This window comes from Dyella sp. SG609 (assembly GCF_012275375.1).
Lineage (GTDB): Bacteria > Pseudomonadota > Gammaproteobacteria > Xanthomonadales > Rhodanobacteraceae > Dyella_D > Dyella_D marensis.
This window is the reverse complement of sequence record NZ_JAAZQJ010000001.1, coordinates 155,771-176,986: the sequence shown is the minus strand read 5'-3', so window position 1 is coordinate 176,986 and position 21,216 is coordinate 155,771. Positions and strand designations below refer to the sequence as shown.

General features: G+C 67.2%; 17 protein-coding genes. 5 read left to right on the top strand and 12 right to left on the bottom strand.

Annotated elements, in window-relative coordinates:
• Positions 1-6: 6 nt before the first annotated feature.
• From FHW85_RS00790 to FHW85_RS00765, 6 genes are all read right to left on the bottom strand, one after another.
• Positions 7-507, bottom strand: a complete 501-nt coding sequence (locus tag FHW85_RS00790; RefSeq protein WP_168647005.1) for a nuclear transport factor 2 family protein — start codon at positions 505-507, stop codon at positions 7-9.
• A 164-nt stretch (positions 508-671) separates the two neighbouring features.
• A complete protein-coding gene (locus tag FHW85_RS00785) occupies positions 672-2,099 on the bottom strand; it encodes a nitrilase-related carbon-nitrogen hydrolase (RefSeq protein WP_168647004.1) in 1,428 nt (475 codons plus the stop codon).
• Positions 2,083-2,664, bottom strand: coding sequence for a TetR/AcrR family transcriptional regulator (locus tag FHW85_RS00780; protein ID WP_167254125.1), 582 nt, complete (start codon positions 2,662-2,664; stop codon positions 2,083-2,085). Before FHW85_RS00780 ends, FHW85_RS00785 begins: the two co-directional genes overlap by 17 nt.
• A gap of 270 nt (positions 2,665-2,934) precedes the next feature.
• The gene (locus tag FHW85_RS00775; RefSeq protein WP_167254123.1) at positions 2,935-3,327 is read right to left on the bottom strand and encodes an STAS domain-containing protein; all 393 of its coding nucleotides are present in this window, start codon (positions 3,325-3,327) and stop codon (positions 2,935-2,937) included.
• A gap of 14 nt (positions 3,328-3,341) precedes the next feature.
• Complete coding sequence (locus tag FHW85_RS00770) at positions 3,342-5,648, bottom strand: SpoIIE family protein phosphatase (RefSeq protein WP_168647003.1); 2,307 nt, start codon at positions 5,646-5,648, stop codon at positions 3,342-3,344.
• A gap of 123 nt (positions 5,649-5,771) precedes the next feature.
• A complete protein-coding gene (locus FHW85_RS00765) occupies positions 5,772-6,620 on the bottom strand; it encodes a helix-turn-helix transcriptional regulator (protein ID WP_168647002.1) in 849 nt (282 codons plus the stop codon).
• A 105-nt stretch (positions 6,621-6,725) separates the two neighbouring features.
• Between FHW85_RS00765 and FHW85_RS00760 the strand changes: the two genes are divergently transcribed.
• Both FHW85_RS00760 and FHW85_RS00755 read left to right on the top strand, forming a co-directional pair.
• Positions 6,726-7,631 carry an SDR family oxidoreductase gene (locus tag FHW85_RS00760; protein ID WP_168647001.1) on the top strand — a complete coding sequence of 302 codons (906 nt, stop codon included), beginning with the start codon at positions 6,726-6,728 and terminating at the stop codon, positions 7,629-7,631.
• 72 nt (positions 7,632-7,703) lie between these two features.
• Positions 7,704-8,990 carry an MFS transporter gene (locus FHW85_RS00755; protein ID WP_168647000.1) on the top strand — a complete coding sequence of 429 codons (1,287 nt, stop codon included), beginning with the start codon at positions 7,704-7,706 and terminating at the stop codon, positions 8,988-8,990.
• 134 nt (positions 8,991-9,124) lie between these two features.
• Here FHW85_RS00755 and FHW85_RS00750 read toward each other — a convergent pair whose 3' ends face one another.
• From FHW85_RS00750 to FHW85_RS00740, 3 genes are all read right to left on the bottom strand, one after another.
• Positions 9,125-12,592: a methylmalonyl-CoA mutase family protein gene (locus FHW85_RS00750; RefSeq protein ID WP_168646999.1), complete on the bottom strand. Its 3,468-nt coding sequence runs from the start codon at positions 12,590-12,592 to the stop codon at positions 9,125-9,127.
• Between the two features lie 94 nt (positions 12,593-12,686).
• The gene (locus FHW85_RS00745; RefSeq protein WP_168646998.1) at positions 12,687-13,817 is read right to left on the bottom strand and encodes a PepSY-associated TM helix domain-containing protein; all 1,131 of its coding nucleotides are present in this window, start codon (positions 13,815-13,817) and stop codon (positions 12,687-12,689) included.
• 719 nt (positions 13,818-14,536) lie between these two features.
• Positions 14,537-15,493 (bottom strand): transporter, encoded by a 957-nt coding sequence (locus FHW85_RS00740; protein ID WP_168646997.1) that lies wholly within the window; start codon positions 15,491-15,493, stop codon positions 14,537-14,539.
• Between the two features lie 134 nt (positions 15,494-15,627).
• Here FHW85_RS00740 and FHW85_RS00735 point away from each other — a divergent pair, with 134 nt between their 5' ends.
• Entirely contained in the window at positions 15,628-17,103 is a 1,476-nt protein-coding gene (locus FHW85_RS00735; protein WP_168646996.1) for a PLP-dependent aminotransferase family protein, read from the top strand.
• 1 nt (position 17,104) lies between these two features.
• Here the strand turns inward: FHW85_RS00735 and FHW85_RS00730 are convergent, their stop codons facing one another.
• On the bottom strand, positions 17,105-17,734 hold the full coding sequence (locus FHW85_RS00730; RefSeq protein WP_168646995.1) for a YceI family protein: 630 nt from the start codon (positions 17,732-17,734) through the stop codon (positions 17,105-17,107).
• Positions 17,735-17,960: 226 nt separating this feature from the next.
• On the opposite strand from FHW85_RS00730, the gene FHW85_RS00725 reads away from it, so the two are divergent.
• Positions 17,961-18,827, top strand: a complete 867-nt coding sequence (locus FHW85_RS00725) for a hypothetical protein (protein WP_168646994.1) — start codon at positions 17,961-17,963, stop codon at positions 18,825-18,827.
• 21 nt (positions 18,828-18,848) lie between these two features.
• Here the strand turns inward: FHW85_RS00725 and FHW85_RS00720 are convergent, their stop codons facing one another.
• Both FHW85_RS00720 and FHW85_RS00715 read right to left on the bottom strand, forming a co-directional pair.
• Complete coding sequence (locus tag FHW85_RS00720; protein ID WP_168646993.1) at positions 18,849-19,625, bottom strand: LytTR family DNA-binding domain-containing protein; 777 nt, start codon at positions 19,623-19,625, stop codon at positions 18,849-18,851.
• Positions 19,622-20,680: a histidine kinase gene (locus FHW85_RS00715; RefSeq protein WP_246866601.1), complete on the bottom strand. Its 1,059-nt coding sequence runs from the start codon at positions 20,678-20,680 to the stop codon at positions 19,622-19,624. The genes FHW85_RS00720 and FHW85_RS00715 overlap by 4 nt, the downstream gene beginning before the upstream one ends.
• A gap of 186 nt (positions 20,681-20,866) precedes the next feature.
• Here FHW85_RS00715 and FHW85_RS00710 point away from each other — a divergent pair, with 186 nt between their 5' ends.
• On the top strand, positions 20,867-21,202 hold the full coding sequence (locus FHW85_RS00710) for a hypothetical protein (protein ID WP_168646991.1): 336 nt from the start codon (positions 20,867-20,869) through the stop codon (positions 21,200-21,202).
• The last annotated feature ends 14 nt before the right edge of the window (positions 21,203-21,216 follow it).

The following is a 21,216-nucleotide window of genomic DNA, read 5'->3' as shown; positions in this document are numbered from 1 at the left end:
CGAAGCTCAGTGCCTGTCATCCAGCACGACGGAGTACAGCATCGCGCTGATCTTCCAGCCATCCGGCGTGCGCACCAGCTGCCAGGTCTCGGCGCCATGGTTGGTGGGCTTGCCCGATTCCAGGAACACGTAATCGAAGTACACCGTGCCGATGCTGCCGTCGGTCTCGATGCGCACGTTGTCGAAGGTCTCCTCGATGGGCTTGCCCGCCTTGCCCACGAACTGCGAGAACTTCTGGAAGTCGCCCGGCGTCACCTGCCGGGCGTTGGGTTCCTTCACCTTGACCTTCTCGTAGGAGGCATCGTCCAGGGTCTGGAACCAGGAGCTGCCGGGCATGAACAGCCTGGCCATGCCTTCGCCATCGTGCGCTTTGATCGCGGTCTTGAACTGCTCGACCAGTTGCTGGATCTGGCTGCGGGACTGCGCCACGCTGGGCGCCTCCTTGGCCTGCGCGGCGGGAGCCAGGGATGCGGCGAGCACGAACAGCGCGGGAAGCAGGATTTTCACGGCGACTCCGAAGGTGTGGGGTGCGCCGATTAAGCGGGACCACCGCCACCTCGTTCCAGCGAAATGCGGCGGCACGTGCATGGCCTGCGGCGAACCGGTTCAAACCTCCTGCCACCCCGGCATGCTTCGTCGGCACAAAGGGCATCCGCATTTCCGCCGACGGTTCAATTCGAACGCGGCGGCACCACGAAGGCCCACACCAGCAGGATGGCGAGCAGCGCCAGATCCGCCCAGGCGAACCAGTCGCCCCATTGCGCGTAGAACGTGCGCGATGCGTGCAGCGGCAGTTCGCCGACCAGTTCCGCATCATGCTGCTCGCTGGACGCTTCGGCCACGACCCGGCCGCGGTCGTCGCTGAGCGTCAGGCGTCCGGCACGCGCCGCGCGGGCGATGGCGAAGCCGCTTTCCACGCCGCGCATGATCGCCATGCGGCCGTGGAACCAGCCGTCGACACCGAAATCCCAGGCCGGCACCAGCAGCAGCTGCGCCTGGCGGTCGGCGTAGGCGCGGCCGATATCGTGGAAGTCCATGTCCTTGCAGATCGCCAGGCCGATGCGCGGAGAGCCGTCGAGCATGGTGTAAGTAGCGCCGGGCGTGTACTGGTTTTCGAAGCCGGGGATCAGGTGATGCTTGGCATAGGTGGCCGGCGACTGCAGCCCGGGACGGAAGACCCATTGCGCGTTGCGCTCGCCGTCCGCGCCGCCTTTGGCGTCGATGCCCGCGGCCAGGAGCACGCCATGGCGGCGCGCCGCTTCGGCAAAGGCCGGCACGGTGGTTTCGCCGGTGGCGAAGGCGGTTTCGGGCGTGACGATCACGGTGGCGCCGCCGGCGGCGAGGCGGTCGATCGCGGCGAGATAGCGCTCCAGCAATGCCTGCCCTTCCGGCACCGACAAGGCGGGGCGCACCGGCTTTTCTATCGAGGCGAGGCCGATCTTGATCGAGCCGGTTGCCGGTGCATGCAGGCGTGCGTAGCCGTAAGCCAGCGTCGCGCCCATCGCCACCACCATCGCGGCCACCGCGGCGGGACGCGCATGCGGCGCGGCCTTGCGCGTCAACGCCACCGCCAGCGCCGCCGGCATCAGCAGCAACAGGAAGCCGATGCCCCACAAGCCAGTGATCGAAGCCAGCTGCAGCACGGGCAACATATCCATCTGGCTGTAGGCGAGGCTGCCGAACGTGCCATGCGGCGAGGTCTGCGTGTTGGCGTATTCGATCGCCACCCACAAGGCCGGCATGGCCAGCATGGCGGCAACGCCATGTCCGCGCCGCAGCAGCCGGCGGAACAACAGCAGGCACAAGGCGAGCACCACGCCAGGCAGTGCGGTGAACAGCGCGATCACCGGCACCGGCAGGCCGATCACGCCGTGCAGGTAATGCCATTGATTGAGCGCACCCAGCGCCCCGGCCACGAAGGCCGCGAGCGCGAGCCAGCGCGCTTTGACATGCGGCGCCAGCAAGGCCAGCGGCAAAGGCGCCAGCCAGGTGAGCCAGGGCAGCGGCTGCAAGCCGGTACCGAAACCATAGGCCAGCGCGGACAGCGCGGTGGCGGCGAGGCCGGCGATGAGCCGGCGCGAATCAAGGCTTGATGCCATCGAACACGGTCTCCAGTGATTGCAGATAGAAAGCGCGGAACTGCCGTTCGTCGTAGCTGAAGCGGCCGGCGCGGTAGAGCGAGATCAGGCCGTGGCCGAGGCCCCATAAAGTCATGGCCACGTCCCAGGGATCCGCCTGGCGGAACAGCCCCTGCGCCATGCCTTCGGCCAGCTTGTCGGCGATGACGGTGAGCGTGGGCGACTGGCGGTCGCGGAAATCCTCGGGAAAACGGCGCGCGTCGTCGCGGCGCACGGAGAAAGCGTGGTCGAACAGGTTCGGATGGGTCAGCGCGTAGTCGAGGTATTGCTCCATCGACTGCAGCAGGCCCTTGTAGACATCCGGATGGCTCGCGCGCTCCGACCAGTCCTGCGCCACGCTGGCGAAGCTGTCGTCGGAGATGCGCTTGAGCAGCGCCTCGCGACTGGGGAAATGGCGGTAGATCGCCATCGGCGTAATGCCCACCGCCTCGGCGACGCGGCGCATGGTGACGGCATCCGCGCCATGGCGGTCCATCAGCTTGTGGGCGGCGCGGAGGATCTTCTCGGGGGTGGTGAGTTTCGGCATGTATACAGTGTATACATGCCTTGCGCGGGTTGGCAAAGGTGACTGATGGCAGGGCTTTGCCCCCACGCCACCCGCGCCCTTGCCCCCTCTCCCCTCCGGGGAGAGGGCTGGGGTGAGGGGCCGGTCGGAGTGGTGAGCGGAGGGTCGAGAAGGCCAAAAAGCTCTTCATTCGTTCCGTAGAAAGGCCACCGCTAGAGCGGCCCCTCATCCGGCTGCCGCCACCTTCTCCCCGGAGGGGAGAAGGGTTTCAGTTAGCAACGGCCCAAACGATCAAACGTCGTCATCCTCCCCACCCAACACCCTCTTCTGAATCCGATCCAGATACTCATCCAGCTCTGCCACGCTGGAAAACACGTCGCTCACCGGCACCGCCTTGACGATCTCGAACACCTTGCGCACCTGCGGCTGCGGATTCACCAGCAAGGTATGCCCTTCGCGCGCGCGCATGGCCTTGCGGATCTTGGCAATGCTGCGCAGGCCCGCGCTGCTGATGTAATCGAGCGCGGACAGGTCCAGTACCACCGTGCCGCCCTGCCCCATCTGTTCCAGCACCGGCGCGGCGCCGCCGTCGAAATCGCCGAACGTCAACGCATCGAGCCGGCCGTGCAGGCGCAAGGTGCTGCGCTCCGGCGACAGGGCAGCGGTATCAAGACTGAAGCTCATGGTCGTGCCTCCGCTCAGGAAGGAAGGATGAAACGCAACTGCAGATGGTTGCCCTGCTCGTCATGTGCGTAGCTGAAATCGCTGGCCATGGCGCGCACCAGGTGGATGCCCAGGCCGCCGTCGATCTCGCGGTCGGCGACGTCGCCGGTGAGTTGCGGCACGGGCGACAGCAAAGGATTGAAGGCCTGGCCGTCGTGATGCAGGTCGACCAGCACGGCATCGGCGGCCAGGGCCATGCGCAACTCGATCCGCGCGTCTCCATCAGGTGGGCGCCCGTGCTCGGCCATATTGACCATCAGCTCTTCCAGCACCAGGCGCACGTCGTCGCGCACGCCCTGGGCGACGCCGGCACTCGCGAGCTGCTCGTCGCAGTGCCGCAAGGCGTCGAATACCGCTTCGATCGAAGCGGGCATGGTCAGGTCCAGCATGGACGCACTCCCGTCTGCCCCGGCGTGGTGCCAGCGTAGCGCCAGCACGGTGATGTCGTCGGCCTGTCCATGGCCCGCGGCGAACGCCTCCACGTCGGCCAGCAGATAGCCGGCCGGATCGCCCTCGGCCTGCGCGGCATAGCGCGCCAGACAAGCCAGCATGCGTTCCTGGCCGTACATGCTGAGGCTGGCGTCGGTCGCTTCGGTGATGCCATCGGTATACATCAGCAAGGTCTCGCCCGGCCGCAGGCGCACACGCCGCGAGCTGTAGGTGGCCTCCTCGTCCAGGCCCAATGCCGGCCCCGTTTCGATGTCCAGCAACCGCGGTGCGCCATCGCCCCACAGCACCGGCGGCTCATGGCCCGCGCTGGCCATCGAGAAATGCCCGGTGGCGGTATCCAGCAGGCCGCACAGCAGGCTGACGAACATGCAGCCGTCGTTGTTGCGGCACAGGTCCTGGTTAAGCAATTGCAATAGCTGCTGCGGCGATTGCGCGCGCGGAGCCAGGGCCTTGGCGAGCGTGATGGCGCGGGCCATGAACAGCGCGGCGGGAATACCCTTGTCCGAGACGTCGCCGACCATGATGTAGAAGCGCTGGTCGTGCAGCATGAAATAACTGTACAGATCGCCGCCCACCGTGCGCGCCGGCTTCAGCACCGCATGCAGCTCGAAGTTGTGGCAGCGCGCGTCGAGGAAATGCGCACCGGGCAGCAGCGCCGTCTGGATCTGCTGGGCGATCTCCAGCTCGCTGGCCAGGCGCTGCTGCTCGCGCGCGACCCGGCCCAGCTCGGCCAGATGGTCGGCCAGCTCGTGGCGCATGCGGTCGAACGCATGCGTCAGGCGGCCGACTTCGTCGCGGCGGCGCACGGTGGGCAAGGCGAAATCCAGGGCGCCTTTCGCCACCTGCTCGGCGCGCTCGGTCAACACGCCCAGCGGACTGAGCACGCGCCGCGTGACCACCAGGGTCAGCAGCGTGAGGCTCAGCAGCGCCAGCGCGCCCACCGACAAGGCCACCGAGAAGGTGCGCCGCACACCCGCATAGATCTGCTCCTCCGGCACCACCAGGCCGAACTGCCAATGGGTGCCGTCGATCGGCGCGTGATAGATCCACACCGGCGCGCCGGCATGCGCGGCCAGGATGCCGGTATGCCTGATGGGTTCGTCCGTATCGCCGCGCAGCGCCGCGACCAGCTCGTCCTGTGCACGACGACCGGCCAGCACCGGACCGTCGGTGGCGAGATAGACACCTTGCCGGTCGATCACGAAGGCCTCGGTGCCCTTGGGCTTGTTCAAGTTCTGCAGCACGCCCTGCAACCACTCCAGCGTGACATCGGCATTGAGCACGCCCACCGCGCGGCCGCCCGCCAGGATGGCGGCCGAGTAGTTGACCAACTGGCGTTGCCGCGATTGCGAAAAGAACGGCTGCTGCCAGCAACCGACGGAACAGCCGAGTCCCGTGCGGAACCATGCCTGTGTCCAGTACGGCGCGGGATCCTTCAGCAGGTCGCGGGTGACGAGCCTGCCGTCGCCCTGGCGGCTGACGAAGGGCGAGCGGCCCGGTGATGCCGCATCCATCGATACGGGCACATAGGCCGCGGCGAGTCCCGCGAGATCGGCGTTGTGCCTCAGCGCATCGCTGATCAGGGTTTCCGCGTCATCCGGCCGCGGCCCGATCAGCGCCGCCAGCGTCTGCGCGGTATCGGCCACCTTGTCGAGGCGGTGCTGGATGCGATGGCTGACGTCGCCGGCGAGCACCGCGGATTCGCGATGGGTCTGCTGCAGAATCTGCTCGCGGATGACGCGGAACAGCAGGAACCCGCCGGCCACGACCACGAGCAGGGTGCCGGCCAGCACCCAGGCGGCCAGTCGCGACGCAATGCTGCGCAACACCATGTGACGCTCCCCCCTGGTGCGTCGCATCTTGCGATCCACGGCAGGTTTCAGGAAGAGAGCGCTATCACAATCGTGCGATATGGATTGCTCTACGCCGCGAGCTTTCTTCACGCCACCTGCACATCACGCGCTACGGTCGGACCCCTCAGCCTCGATCAGGCGGCGAATGCGTTGCGCATCCTCCGGCGTCGCCGGGTTGTAGACCACCATGCTCAGGTCGGGGCATCCGTCGACGGCAAAAGCCGAGTACTCCATCGCGATCGCACCGAGCGTCGAATGCCGCAGCTGCTTGGTGCCGCCGCCGTGCTGCTGCACGTCCTGGCTTTGCCACATCGCGGCGAACTCGGCACTGCGCTCGCTCAGCTCGTCCACCAGCGCCTGCACGCTGCGCACCGCACCCGCGCGCGCCGCATCCAGGCGGAACGCGGCCACCACGAAACGCGCCACGCTTTCCCAGTCGACCTGGTGCGCTCGCACCTCGGGGTTGCAGAACATCAGGCGCAGCACATTGCGCTCGGCGGGTTCGAGCTTGCCGTAGTCGGTAAGCACCACGGCCGCGGCCCGGTTCCAGGCCAGCACGTCCCAGGTGGCGGTCTTCACCATCGCGGGACTGCACGGCAAGGCATCGAGCACGCGCTGCAGGCGCGGCGCCACGCCTTCGCTGGCCTGGTAGCGGATCTCCGGCGGGCGCCCCAGCGCGAGCAGGAACAGATGCTGGCGTTCGATCTCGCTCAGCAGCAGCGCGCGGGCGATGCGGTCCAGCACTTCGTCCGATGGCGCACCGCCACGCCCCTGCTCCAGCCAGGTGTACCAGGTGGCGCTGACGTTCGCGCGCTGCGCCACCTCCTCGCGGCGCAACCCTGGCGTGCGGCGGCGCCCGGCGGGATAGCCGAGCGCGGACGGATCGAGCCGTTCGCGGCGATCGCGCAGATAGGCGCCGAGCAGGTTGTCGTTGGCCACCGTCGTATTCATCTGCTTGCCGAGCCTGTTAGTCCGTATACCCGTATAACGCCACGGCTTCATCCGCGCACGCCGCGCGAGGACGATGCCGCGCATCCCAAACCTGGAGGATGCATTGTGCGTGTATTCGTTACTGGCGCGACAGGGTTCGTCGGTTCCGCTGTCGTCGATGATCTGCTCGCCGCCGGCCACAAGGTGCTGGCGCTGGCCCGCTCGGAGGCTTCGGCCGCAGTGCTGGCCGGACGCGACGTCGACATCCTGCATGCCTCGCTGGAACAACCGGAACGGCTCGCCGAAGCCGCTGCCGCCTGCGATGGCGTGATCCATACCGCCTTCAATCACGACTTCTCGCGCTACGCCGAAAACGCGGTGACCGAACGCCGCGCGGTCGAAGCGATGGGCGAAGCGCTGGCCGGTTCCGGCAAGCCGCTGATCGGCACCACCGGCACCGGCATGCTGGCACCGGGCCGCATCGGCACCGAGGACGATAGGGCCGACGCCGCCTCGCATGGCTCGCCGCGCTTGCCGATGGAAGTGATGACCGTAGCCTTGGCCGAACGCGGCGTGCGCTCGGGCATCGTGCGCTTGTCGCCTACCGTGCACGGCGACGGCGACCATGGCTTCGTGCCGTGGCTGATCCGCATCGCGCGGGAGCGTAGCGTATCGGCTTATATCGGCGATGGGCGGAATCGCTGGCCGGCGGTGCATCGCCTGGATGCCGCGCGCCTCTACCGGTTGGCGCTGGAGCACGGTGCGGCAGGCACGTGCTATCACGCGGTGGCGGAGGAAGGCGTGGCGACGAAGCGGATCGCTGAAATCATCGGGCAGCGCCTGGGCCTGCCGGTGGTGACAAGGACGCGCGAGGAAGCGCAGGAGCATTTCGGCTTTCTCGCCTATTTCTTCGGTGCCGACATACCCGCATCGAGCGCGAAGACGCGCGAAGCACTGGGCTGGATGCCAACCGGGCCGGGCCTGATCGAGGATCTCGACCGCGAGGCCTATTTCCCGCGTATCGCCGCCTGATCGCGGCTTGACGGGCCAGGTACGGCGGATCGCGCTAGGATCGCGGTTTCCGTACCCGGCCGCCGTCACCGCATGACCGAAAAGCCCGGCACTGCCGAAATCTCCCGCGCCTCCATGGCGGTCGCCGCCCTCTCGACCGTGGTCGAGTGGTACGACTTCACCCTCTATCTCTATTTCGCCACCGTGCTGTCGCGGGTGTTCTTCGGTGGCGGCGAGAGTTCGCTGCTGGCGACGCTCGCCGGCTTCGCCATCTCCTACGCGATGCGGCCGCTGGGTGCGATGGTGTTCGGCCATATCGGCGACCGCATCGGGCGGCGCCGCACCCTCCTGTGGTCGATGATGCTGATGACCTTGGCCATGCTGGCCACGGCGCTGTTGCCGTCGCATGCCAGCATCGGCCCGGCGGCGGGTGCGCTGCTGTTGCTGCTGCGCTGTTTCATGGCGTTCTCCGTCGGCGGCGAATACACCGGCGTGGTGGCGTATCTGCTGGAGGGCGCGCGCAAGGATCGGCGTGGGCTGATCACTTCGCTGGCCTCGGCCGCCAGCGAGATCGGTGCGCTGCTGGCGGTGGGTGTTTCCGCATTGACGGTGAGCGCCATGAGCACGGCGCAATTGGATGCCTGGGGTTGGCGCATCCCGTTCTTCGTCGGCGCGGCGCTGGCCGGCTGCGTGTGGATCGCGCGCTCCACCATGGAGGAGTCGCCGGACTTCGTGCGGCAGGTGCGGCAGCACACCGTGCCGGAGTCGCCGCTGAGCCATACGCTGGCTAACCATCGCCCTGCCCTGTTTCGCACCTTCGCCATCTCGGCGCTCGGTTCGATCACGTACTACGTGGGCATCACCTACGTGCCGGCTTTTCTCAGCTCCTCAGGCATCCTCGCCGAGGAACGCTCGCTGTGGCTGTCGACGCTGGCCGCGGTGGCGGTGATCCTGGTCACGCCGCTGGCGGGCGCGCTGTCCGACCGTGTCGGTCGCCGGCCGGTGCTGGTGTGGCTTGCGGCGGCGGGCGTGCTGTTGCCCTTGCTGATGTTCGAGTGGATGGCGCGCGGGAAGGAAGTGGATATCGCGCTGGCTTCGATCGTGCTGGCCTGCCTTGCCGGCGGTGTCAGTGCCGTGGGCGCGCCGGCAACCGCCGAGCAGTTTCCCGGCGAAGGCCGCTTGAGCGGGTTGGCGCTGGGCGTGACCATGGCGACGGCGATCTTCGGCGGCTTGACGCCGTTTCTGGCCGAGCTGCTGATTACCGCGACCGGATGGAAGGTGGTGCCGGGCGTGATGATCGCCGCGGTTGCGCTGCTGGTGCTGCCGGTGTTGGCGCGGATGCCGGAGACGCTGCCGGTGCGGCCGCGCCGCTGGTACTAGCAAGTAACCTCTCGTCTTCCCCTCGGTCTCCAAGCCCAATCCTTCTCCCTCCGGCCACCCGAAGGTAGTCCCGTGGGAGAGAAGGTGGCGGTACCCTCACCCCCTCTCCCGGAAGGAGAGGGGGAGGAACCTGCTTACATGTTGCGGCGGTACTCGCCACCCACGTCGTACAACGCGTGGCTGATCTGCCCCAGCGAGTTGTACTTAACCGCTTCCATCAGCTGCTCGAACACGTTGCGGCGTTCGCGCGCGGTGTTCTGCAGGAGCTTGAGGCTTTCCGGGGCCAGGCCGTTGCGGGCATTGGCGTAGGCCTGCACGTTGTCGATCTGCTGGCCCTTCTCCTCTTCGGTGGAGCGGATCAGCTCGATCTCGGTGGCGATCTCGCCGCCGTGATCCTTGGGCAGGAAGGTGTTCACGCCGATCAGCGGCAGGCTGCCGTCGTGCTTCTTCTGCTCGTAGTACATCGACTCTTCCTGGATCTTGCCGCGCTGGTACATGGTGTCCATCGCGCCGAGCACGCCGCCGCGCTCGCTGATCGCCTCGAACTCGCGGTAGACGGCTTCTTCCACCAGGTCGGTAAGCGCGTCGACCACGAAGCTGCCCTGCCAGGGGTTCTCGTTGAAGTTCAGGCCCAGCTCGCGGTTGATGATCAGCTGGATGGCCACCGCGCGGCGCACGCTTTCCTCGGTCGGCGTGGTGATCGCCTCGTCGTAGGCGTTGGTGTGCAGGCTGTTGCAGTTGTCGAACAGGGCGTACAGCGCCTGCAGCGTGGTGCGGATGTCGTTGAACTGGATTTCCTGCGCGTGCAGCGAGCGGCCGGAAGTCTGGATGTGGTACTTCAGCATCTGGCTGCGCGCGCTGGCGCCGTAGCGTTCGCGCATGGCGCGGGCCCAGATGCGGCGGGCCACGCGGCCGATCACGGTGTATTCCGGGTCCATGCCGTTGGAGAAGAAGAACGACAGGTTCGGCGCGAAGTCGTCGATGTGCATGCCGCGCGCGAGGTAGTACTCTACGATGGTGAAGCCGTTCGACAGCGTAAAGGCCAGCTGGCTGATCGGGTTCGCGCCGGCCTCGGCGATGTGGTAGCCGGAGATCGACACCGAATAGAAGTTGCGCACCTTGTGGTCGACGAAGTACTGCTGGATGTCGCCCATCATGCGCAGCGCGAACTCGGTGCTGAAGATGCAGGTGTTCTGCGCCTGGTCTTCTTTAAGGATGTCCGCCTGCACGGTGCCGCGCACGGTCTGCAGGGTTTCTTCCTTGATGCGCGCGTAGGTTTCGGCATCCACCAGCTGGTCGCCAGTGATGCCGAGCAGGCCCAAGCCCAGGCCTTCATTGCCCTTGGGCAGCTCGCCGGAATAACGCGGACCACCATGCGGATGCAGCGCGGCGATCTTCTTCTGCGCCGCGCTCCAGCGCGCCGGATCGGCCTTGAGGTACTTCTCCACGTTCTGGTCGATAGCGGTGTTCATGAACATCGCCAGGATGATCGGCGCCGGACCGTTGATGGTCATGGACACCGAGCTGCTGGGCGCGCTGAGATCGAAGCCGGAATACAGCTTCTTCATATCGTCCAGCGTGGCGACGTTGACGCCCGAGTTGCCGATCTTGCCGTAGATGTCCGGGCGCGGCGCCGGGTCCTCGCCGTACAGCGTGACGGAGTCGAACGCGGTGGACAGGCGCGTGGCCGCGCCGCCCTGGCTCAGGTAATGGAAGCGGCGGTTGGTACGCTCCGGCGTGCCTTCGCCGGCGAACATGCGGGTGGGATCCTCGCCGGTGCGGCGGTACGGATACACGCCACCGGTGTAGGGGTAATAGCCCGGCAGGTTCTCGCGCATCAGGAAGCGCAACAGGTCGCCCCAGTCCTTCGTCTTCGGCGGCGACACCTTCGGGATCTTCTGGTGGCTCAGCGATTCGCGATAGTTCTCGACGCGGATCGTCTTGTCGCGCACCTTGTACTCGTTGTACTCGTCGGTGACCGATTTGTAGCGCACCGGCCAGTCGTGCAGCAGGTGCACGGCTTCGTGGCTCAGCTCCTTCACCGCCTGGTTGTAGCGCTGGCGCAGCGTGAGCAGCGTGCGGTCGGCGCCCTCCTCGTGCAGCGACTCGCTGTCGTAGCGCGACAGCTCGCGCGGCAGGCGCGCATCGCCCAGGTCCTTCAGCGACTCGTAGTAGTGCTGCGCCTTGCTGGCGAATTCCGCCTCGCGCTCGATCTCCGTATTGATGCCGCGGCCCTGCTCGGCGATCTCGGCCAGATAGCGCACGCGGCTGCCGGGAATCAGCACGGTGGCGCGCGGCTCCTTCAGCGAGGTGTCCAGATCGGGCGTCCACTTCGGCGCGGGCAGGCTGAGCTTGTCGCGCAGCAGGCGGCACAGGTTGGCGAACATCCAGGTCACGCCCGGATCGTTGAACTGGCTGGCGATGCTCGGATAGACCGGCACCTCCTCGTCCTTCAGGGCGAAGGCGGTGCGGTTGCGCTTCCACTGCTTGCGCACGTCGCGCAGCGCGTCTTCGGCGCCGCGCTTGTCGAACTTGTTGAGCACCACCAGTTCGGCGAAGTCCAGCATGTCGATCTTTTCGAGCTGGCTGGCCGCGCCGTAGTCGCTGGTCATCACGTACATCGGGAAGTCGACCAGGTCGACGATCTCCGAATCGCTCTGGCCGATGCCGGCGGTTTCCACGATCACCAGGTCGTACGGCTGCGCCTTGAGGAAGTCGATGCAGTCGTGCAGCACCACGCTGGTGGCGGCGTGCTGGCGGCGCGTGGCCATCGAGCGCATGTACACGCGATGGCTGCGCAGCGAATTCATGCGGATGCGGTCGCCCAGCAGCGCGCCGCCGCTGCGGCGGCGGGTCGGGTCGACCGCCAGCACCGCGATGCGCATCTCCGGAAAGGCATGCAGGAAGCGCAGCAGCAGTTCGTCCACCACCGAGGACTTGCCCGCACCGCCGGTGCCGGTGACGCCCAGCACCGGCGTCTGCTTGCCCGCCATCTTCCATTGCTTGCGCAGGTGTTCGAGCTCGGCGTCCGGCAGCTGGCCTTCCTCGATCGCCGACAGCATGTGGCCGATCGAGATCTCGTCGTCGATATCCACGCGCGGCGCGACGGCGGTGGCCTGCTCCGCATGGGCGCGCTGGTCGGCGGCCTCGCGGGTGCGGCGCATCACGTCCTCGATCATCTCGGTGAGGCCGAGCTTCATGCCGTCGTTCGGGTGGTAGATGCGCTCCACGCCGTAGGCCTGCAGCTCGCGGATTTCTTCCGGCGTGATGGTGCCGCCGCCGCCGCCGAACACGCGGATATGCGCGGCGCCATGTTCCTTGAGCATGTCCACCATGTACTTGAAGTACTCGACGTGGCCGCCCTGGTACGAGGACAGCGCAATCGCGTCGACGTCTTCCTGCAGGGCTGCGCGGACCACGTCCTCCACCGAGCGGTTGTGGCCCAGGTGGATCACCTCCGCGCCCTGCGACTGGATGATGCGGCGCATGATATTGATCGCCGCGTCATGGCCATCGAACAAGCTGGCGGCGGTGACGAAGCGCAGGGGACGGCTTTCGTGCACTGCAGCACTGGCAGAAACGTGCTGGGCGGGGGAACTCATGGCAACTCCAACGGAAGGGTGTGCGTAAGACGCGCAATTCTAGTGTGGAATGCCGTTAAGCGCTTGCTGCAGCGCGCTTACGCAGGCGTGCGGCTCAGGCCTTGCCAAGCACCTGTTGCGCATGTTTGCGGTGGCGCGTGCGCGTGCGCCAGAACAGGAAACCGGTGACCAGGAAGAACGCCGGCAGCACGCCCACTACGCCAATGACGAGTTGCCACGGCACGCCGCCGACCTGGCCGGAATGCACCGGGTAGATCTTGTCGACCAGCTTCGCGCCACCGCCTTGCGTCTGCGCGTCGTACACCGACAGCACCTTCGCACTGTACGGATCGACCACCACCACGCTGCGGCCCACCGCATTCCACTCCTGCGGGCCGCGTGCGCGGATGGTCAGCGCGGCGTTCTTGTCGTTCGGCAAGGTGATGCGGCGCAGTTCGGCCTGCGGCAGCGCGGCCTGCGCGGCGGCGAGCGCGGCGGACCATTGCAGCGGCGCGTCGCTCGGCGTGACGGCCGGCGCTTTCGGCGGCTTCGACGACGTGTCGCCGAACAGCGCGGCGAGCGCGCTGCGCGTGGTGTCCTTGTAGATCAGGGTGACGCCGGTAAGCGTGCTGAGCAGCAGGAATGGAAACAGCAGCGCGCCGATGCCCTGGTGCCAGCTGCGCCAGCGGCGCGTCGGCGGTTGCGCGTACATGCGCACCGCGTGGCGCCAGTGCCCGCGGCGCGGCCACCACAGGGTGAGGCCGATCAGGATCAGGCCCAGCTCGGCCAGGCCAAGCACGCCGAGCGCGGTTTCGCCGTTGTGTCCGCTGAGCAGATGCGTATGCAGATCGCGCAACCAAAGCACGAAATCGTCGTTTTTGGAGCGCACCAGCAGCTGATGTCCATCCGTTGGATCGAGATAAACGCGTTTTTCCCCACCGAGGGAGAGTTGCCACATCGGCATGTCGGCGGTGGGCGTGTCGATCGCGCGCAAGGGCGCCGGCCATTCCGTGGCGTGGATGCGTTCGAGGATGGCGGCGCGCTGCTCCGGCGTCGGCAGCGCATGCGCGAACAACTCCGGATGGCGCCAGCGCAGCAGGTCCGTCTGGAATGCCAACACCGTGCCGGATAAAGCCAATACCGCGAACGCCAGGCCGACGCTCAAGCCCAGCCACAGATGCAGCTTGCGCAGCGGGTCGCGGAGGCGCCAAGGGTGGCGTGCGGTCGGGCGGGAGGTGGCGGGCATCGGTCGCGCTGGCCTGGAATCAGGGGCGCGACCTTAGCATAGGGATGAGAATGGTTCGCATCTTTCAGCGCCCCGGGGCGAATGAGGGGCTAAGCGTTTCCATGGCGCGAAGCAAAGTGCTCTGGCTTTCTCGCCCCTCCGCGCATCGCTCCGCCCGACCCCTCACCCCGGCCCTCTCCCCGGCGGGGAGAGGGGGATGTCGGGCGAGGCGAAAATCCAGCGAAGAGCACGCGGCGCAGCCGCGGCGTTCCGCTTGTGCGCTTTGGCTCTTGATTTACCGGGTCCCCTTGGCGCCGGCGGTGAGGGCTGGACGAAAAGGCCCCCGCAAGGGGGGCGAGGACAGGACGTCCTCGCCTTTTTGACTCGGGCAGGATGCCCGATCAAAAAGCCCGGCCAGCCCTCACGGACCCTCAGCAGCTTTGCTGCTGAGGGCGCCAAGCAGGGTGCCCTTTCTTCTTGGTTACTTCTTCTTTGGGCACGCAAAGAAGAAGTAACTCGGGCCGCGGCAGCGGCACGAAACACTCGCCAAAGGCGAGACACCCAAGCGCCAGCGCAACAACCGAGCGATACCGCCACTGGATGATTCGCTTCGCTCACCCCTTCGGGGCCGCCCCGCGGGCGTTCTTCGCGCTACGCGCTCGTCAGGCCTCCCCCTGGATGACGAAGATGAGACAGTGAGGCAAGACCATTGCTCACCCCGGAGCGGAGAGGGAACAGAATCAGCGCACGTAATTAAGTGCGATGGCCGGCGTCACCGAACGCTTGGTGTTGTTGCCGCCGGCAATCACCCGCACGCCGAGCAGCACGCCGATATTGGGCGACCAGTTGTATTCGATCGCCGGCGCATAACCCACCGCATCGCTGCGGCCGAAGCGGTTGCTCACCCGCACCGGCTCCATTCCCGGTACTACGTTGAAACCCTTTACCCAGGTGTTGCCGTTGTGGCTGTAGGTCAGGTCCAGCGCCAGCACCCAGCGCGTGGTCAGGCTGTACTCCAGCGCGGCGCCCACGTAGAAGTTGTCGCCGCCGCGCGCATGGCCGCGGAAATCCTGGCCGGTGCCGTAGGTGCTGATGCCTTCGACGTCCGCGCGTCCGGCGAAAGTGGTGGTGGCATTGAGGCGCGCGCGCAGGATGCGTCCGTTCGGCATCCAGAAGAAACTCTGCATGTTCAGGCCCACGGTGGTGGCGTAGGCGCCGCCGCCCATGCCATTGGCGGGGCGCCGGCCCAGGCGGTCGTAGCGTCCGGTGGGCACCGCTTCCTGCACCATCAGCGAGACGGTCGGCACCCAGCTGCCTTCGTGGAAGCGGATCAGCCGGTACTGGAACTGCAGGATCTGGTCGCCCAGGCCGATGCCGGAACTGTTCGGGCCGTTGCTGACCCGGTTGTAGCCGATGATCGGGATGGCGCCGACGGTGATGCGGTCGGTCAGGCCGTACAGCACGTAGGCGCGCGAACCGAACGCATCGACGCCCGGCGTCATCACGTCATAGATGTAGGGCTCGATCAGCATATGGCCCTGCGGCAAGGTCTCGGCGCCGTTGGCCAGCATGGGGCCGGTCCACCAGGCGTCGTCGCGCGACTGGCGGATCGGCGCGCCGGCGTCCTGCGCCATCGCCGCCGAGGCCAGCAGGCATGCCAGTCCACCCAGGAACCCACGCTTCGCCCTGCCCTTCATGATGTGCCCCACGCCCAAGTCCGTCTCCGCTCTCCTGCCCGGCTATGCGCCGCCGGGCAACACTACGAATGGCAGTGGCGAGGGCGAATAGCCACTTGGCTATGATCCGCCATGACCACTTGAGGCCCACCCGCATGCCGCGAGCGTCCACTTCGTTCCTGCCCCCGATCGCGCTGGAAAACGGCAGCGGCGTGCCGATCTACCAGCAGCTTTCCGAATGGTTCCGCCGCGCCATCGCCGACGGGCAGTTGCGCCCCGGCCAGCGCGTGCCATCCACCCGCAGCCTGGCCACCGAGCTGCGCGTGTCGCGCCTGCCGGTGCTCAGCGCCTACGAGCAGTTGCTGGCCGAAGGCTATCTGCAGAGCTTCGTCGGCGCCGGCACCTGCGTGGCCCGCTCGATCCCGGCGGCGGCACTTAAGCCCGCGCGCCCGCGGCTGTCCGTGGTCCCGGTCGCCAGGCACAACGCCAACCGCCGGGTGGCACAGCGCGTGGCCGCCATGCGCACGCCGGAGCAGACCTGGCTGGACAGCCAGGGCGCGTTCCGCGTCGGCCTGCCCGCGCTGGAGCATTTCCCGACCGAGCTGTGGGCCAGGCTGCTGAACCGCCACGCGCGCACGCCGAGCACGGAGTCGCTGGTCTATGGCGATCCGCGCGGCTGCCCGCTGCTGCGCGAAGCGATCGCCGACTATCTCGGCGCGGTGCGCGCGGTGCGCGTGGATGCGGCGCAGGTGCTGATCACCACCGGTTCGCAACAGGGCGTGCAGATCTGCGCGCATGCCCTGCTCGATGCCGGCGACCGCGCCTGGCTGGAAGACCCCGGCTATCCCGGCGCGCGCCAGGCCTTCGGCACCATCGGCGCGCGCATCGTGCCGGTACCGGTGGACCAGGAAGGCCTGGACGTGGCCGAAGGCATCCGCCGGGCGCCGGATGCGCGGCTGGCCTATATCTCGCCCTCGCACCAGTTTCCGCTGGGCATGACCATGAGCGCGGCGCGGCGCATGCAGCTGCTGCGCTGGGCCGCGCGCTCCGGCGCGTGGATCGTGGAGGACGACTACGACAGCGAATACCGCTTCGGCGGCCGCCCGGTGGCCTCGCTGCAAGGCCTGGATACCGAAGAGCGCGTGATCTACGTCGGTACCTTCAGCAAGGTGATGTTCCCCGCCCTGCGCCTGGGCTACCTGGTGGTGCCTAAGGACCTGGTCGACACCTTCGCCGCCTGCCGCGACGCGCTGGATACCTGCACCGCCACGCTGCCGCAGCTGGCCATGAACGACTTTATCCGCGAAGGCCATTTCGCGCGGCATATCCGCCGCATGCGCGTGCTGTACGCGGAGCGGCGCGCGGCCCTGGTCGCCTCGATCCGCACGCATCTGCCGCAGCAGCTCGAAGTGATCGGCGCCGAAGCCGGCATGCAGCTGGTGGCGCTGCTGCCGCCGGGCGTGGACGACGTGGCGCTGTCGCGCCGCGCCGGACAGGTAGGCGTCTCCGCGCGGCCGCTGTCGCTGTGCTACGCGCAGCCGCCCGCGCGGGGCGGGCTGATCATGGGCTACGGCGGCGCCGACGCACGCGCGCTCGACGAGGCGGTGCGCCGGCTGAAAAGCTGCCTGTGAATCAGTGCGCGCCGGCGGTTTTCCTGGCGTCGGCTTCATCGATCAGCGCCTCGACCTGGATGCGCAGCGCCACGTCCATCTTGAAACCGTAGTCCTTGCCGGCGCCCATGCCGTAGTCGTCGCGCTGGAAGCTGGCGCTGGCGTCGGCGCCGCACAGTTCGCGCTTGAACAGCGGATGCGGCATGCACTTGAACGAGTTGACGGTGAGCTCCAGCGGGCGCGTCACGCCGTGCAGGGTCAATTCGCCCACCACCTTGGTCGGCTTGCCGTCGACGAAGCCGGCGAGCTTGCCCTTGTAGGTGGCCTTGGGGTACTTCGCGGTTTCGAACAGCTCGGGGCCGCGCGCGGCCTCGTCCATCTTGTCCAGGCCGAAGTTGGCGCTGTCCATGTCCACGGTGATGTCGACCGTGCCGGCGCCCGCGGCCTTGTCCAGCGTGATCTTGCCGCTGGTGCGATTGAACTTGCCGCGCCATACCGACAGGCCGCCGAAGTGGTCGGCCTCGAAGCTCGGGTAGGTGTGGGCGGGGTCGATGGTGTAGGTGGCGGAAGCGGCGTGCGCCGATGCGCCGGCCAGGGCCAGGGCGGCGGTGGCGAGCAGGGTGCGCAGGGGGCGGTGGGCGATGGCGTGCATGGTTGGCGTTCCTCAAGTAGACGATGGATGTTTTAGACGATGGATGTTTCGCCGGTGCGATGACCGGCTTGCCAAGGCGACGAACCACGATGTCGAAAATCGACACGTCGCCTCTAGCGGGTTGTCATCGCCGCGCGACATACTCGAGCCTCGGCAAGACAACCAGGGGAAGTCGATGAAACGTTTAGGACTGTTGCTGCTCTGCGCAGCAACTTGCGGAATAGCTGTGGCGCAGACTGCCAGCGAAGTGCGCGCGAAGGCTGAGTCCAGCCTGCTGGTCAATGGTCACGTCGTCGTGGCGCCGGACGGCACGGTAAGTTCTTTCGACCTCGACCGGCAAGAGTCGGACGCGGTGACCGCGCTGATCAAGCAGTACTCCTCCAGCTGGCGCTTCGAACCGGTGCTGGAGAACGGCAAGCCGGTGGAGGCGAAGGCGCCCATGCACCTGCGCGTGGTGGCTTCGCCCGATGGCGACGGGTATCAGCTGCACGTCGTCAGCGCCTCCTTCGGCAGCCCAAGTGACCATCGCGATGAGCTCGTCACGATCAAGGACCACAGCGCACGCCCCACTTTTTCCGCCAGGGCAAACTTTCAGATGCAGCAGGGCGGCAGCATCCGCCAGGCCGGCCCCGCACGCCCGGCAGGCGGTACCTATCCGACCGGCACCGTCTTCATGGTTGCGCGCGTCGAGCGTGACGGCAGCATCAGCCATGTGACCGCCGAACAGGTCAATCTGGACAAAGTAGGCTCCGAGCCGGTCATGCGCGAGATGCGCAAGACGCTGGCCGAAGTCAGCACCCGCGCCGTGCGCCTGTGGACCTTCAACCCGCCATCTGCCGGTCCGCTGAAGGATGCCGACGGCTGGATCATCCGCGTGGCGATCTCCTACCACCAGTACGCGCCAACCGAGAAGGATGCGCGTGACGCCACCTGGCACACCTATATCCCCGGCCCGAAGGAACCGGTGCCGTGGATGGACGAATACCGCAGCAAGCCTAAGCCCGAAGGGCTGGGCATCGATGCCTTGCCGGACGACGGCGTACTCACTCTTGGCACCGGCTTGCACCTGCTCAATCAGTCGGACCACACCTGATCCGCTCCTGCGCGGACGCCGCTACGGCGTCCGCGCATTCAGCCGCACCAGGTCGCGGAACGCATCGTGCTGGTAGCGGCTCATGCGCAGCTCCTGCCCGGTGCTCAGCACCAGCATGTGATAGCCCTTGAACCACGGGTGGATCGCCTGGATGCGGTCGATATTGACGATGGCCGAGCGGTGCACGCGTGCGAACTGGCGCGGGTCGAGGCGTTCTTCCAGCGCAGCCATGGTCTCGCGCAGCTCGTAGGTGTCCTTGCCCACGTGCAGGCGCACGCAGTTGCGGTTGGCTTCGATCCAGTCGATGCGCGCCACCTCCAGCAGGATCACGCTGCCATCCAGCGGAATCGGCAGGCGGCGCGCGTAGCTCTGTTCGCGCCGCAGTTCGGCCAGCGCCTGCCATACCCGTGCGGGCGCGGCGTCGCCGCCCTCGCCTGCCAACCGCCGCCGCACGCGGCGTAACGCGGCGTCGAAGCGTTCGCTGCTGAAAGGCTTGACCAGGTAGTCCACCGCGTTCGCTTCGAACGCGCGCACGGCGTATTGCTCATAAGCCGTGACAAATACGGTGGCCGGCAGGTTTTCTTCGCCCAGCGCCGCGGCGACGTCGATGCCGGTCATCTCCGGCATCTGGATGTCCAGGAATACCAGGTCCGGCCGCAGCTGGCGGATCGCCTCCAGCGCGCTGGCGCCATCGCCGAATTCGCCGGCGATGGCGATCTCCGGCTCCTTGCGCAGCAGGCGCACGATGCTGTGCCGCGCGATCGGCTCGTCGTCGACGATAAAGGCGCGGATGCTCATGCGGCCGCCGCGCCCAGGGCACGGAACGGCAGGCGCAGGCGGCAGGACACGCCCTGCGGCGACAGCGCGTCGATATAGACGGTGGCGAGATCGCCATACAGCTCTTTCAAGCGCAAGCGGGTATTGGACAGGCCGATGCCGCGCGTGAAGGCTTCTTCCGGCGTCACTTCCAGCACGCCGTTGCGGTTGCGCACTTCCAGGTAAAGGCTGTCGGTGTCGCGGTGCGCGAACACTTCCACCGTGTCGCTGCCGGCATGCCGGCCGATGCCGTGATGGATGGCGTTCTCCACCAATGGCTGCAGGATCAGGCCGGGCACCGCGCCGCCGAGCGCGGAGACGGCCGCATCGACGCGCGTATCGAGGCGGTCCTTGAAGCGCACGCGCTGGATGCCGAGATACAGGTCCAGCAGTTCCAGCTCGCGGGCCAGGGCGATTTCATGGCGGTCTTCATCGAGATAGACGCGCAGCAATTCGCTCAGGCGCAGCAGCATGTCCTCGGCGACCTCCGGCTCCTCGCGGATCAAGGTGGTGATCGCATGCAAGGTGTTGAACAGGAAATGCGGCTGCAGCTGCATCTTCAGCACCTGCAGGCGCGACTGCGCCAGCAGCGCCTGCAATTGGTCCGCGCGGCGGTCCTTCTCGCGGAAGAAGCGCATGGCATGCCAGCCCACCACCAGCACCCAGTAGATAAAGAAATCGATGAAGACGTATTTGTCGATGAACTGCTGCAGCTGGTCGTCGAACGGCGGGTTACCGGGTTCCAGCAGATGGCCGAGCGTGGCGCCGATCAGCACGGCGCAGGCAGAGAACACCAGGCTGCCGGCGACATACACCGGCGCGTAGCGCCACTGCGCAGTGCTGTCGACGGTGAAGCGGCGCGCCAGCGCGAACACGCCCGGCGCCAGCACGGCCAGCGTGTACCACTGCACCATCGCCCAGCGGATGTAGTCGCCGGCGTTCCAGGTATGCCCGCGCATCGCATCCATGCTGTAGCCCTGGATGGCGAACAGCACGGCCGGCACGCTCCACGCGGCCAGGTAACGCCAGAATCGCATCGCACTCCTCCATCCACGAGGCGTCCGCATCCTACACAGGCCCGGCCGCTGGCGAACAGACTCGGAGGTCACGGCTGCCATTCGTCCCGCGCCGGCTACGATCCGTCCCGCTGCGGCCGCTTCCGACGGGCGCTTCGCGCCCAATCCGCGCATCGCCGCCCGGGCGGCATCTGTGGAGAGGAAGCCATGAACCGTCGCCTTGCGGTGTTGCTCGCCTGCGTGTCGCTGCCAGCGGTTGCCGCCGCGCAGACGCGCTATCTGGAGGTCTACAACGACGCGCCTTCCAGCCTGGTGGCGCTGGCCGTTGCGCCGGCGGGGACGGAGGCGTTTCGCGAGCTCGCCATCGGCGATCGTCCGCTGCAGGGCGGCGGCAATGCCGTCACCGTCGCAATCGATGGCCAGGAAGGTTGCCGCCGCGATCTGCGCGCCACCTTCGCCGACGGGCGCTCGCTGTTGCAGCGCAACTTCGACGTGTGCCGTTATCGCAGCTATCGCACGGGACGCGTACTGCCGCCCAAGTAGGTTGGGGTGACAAC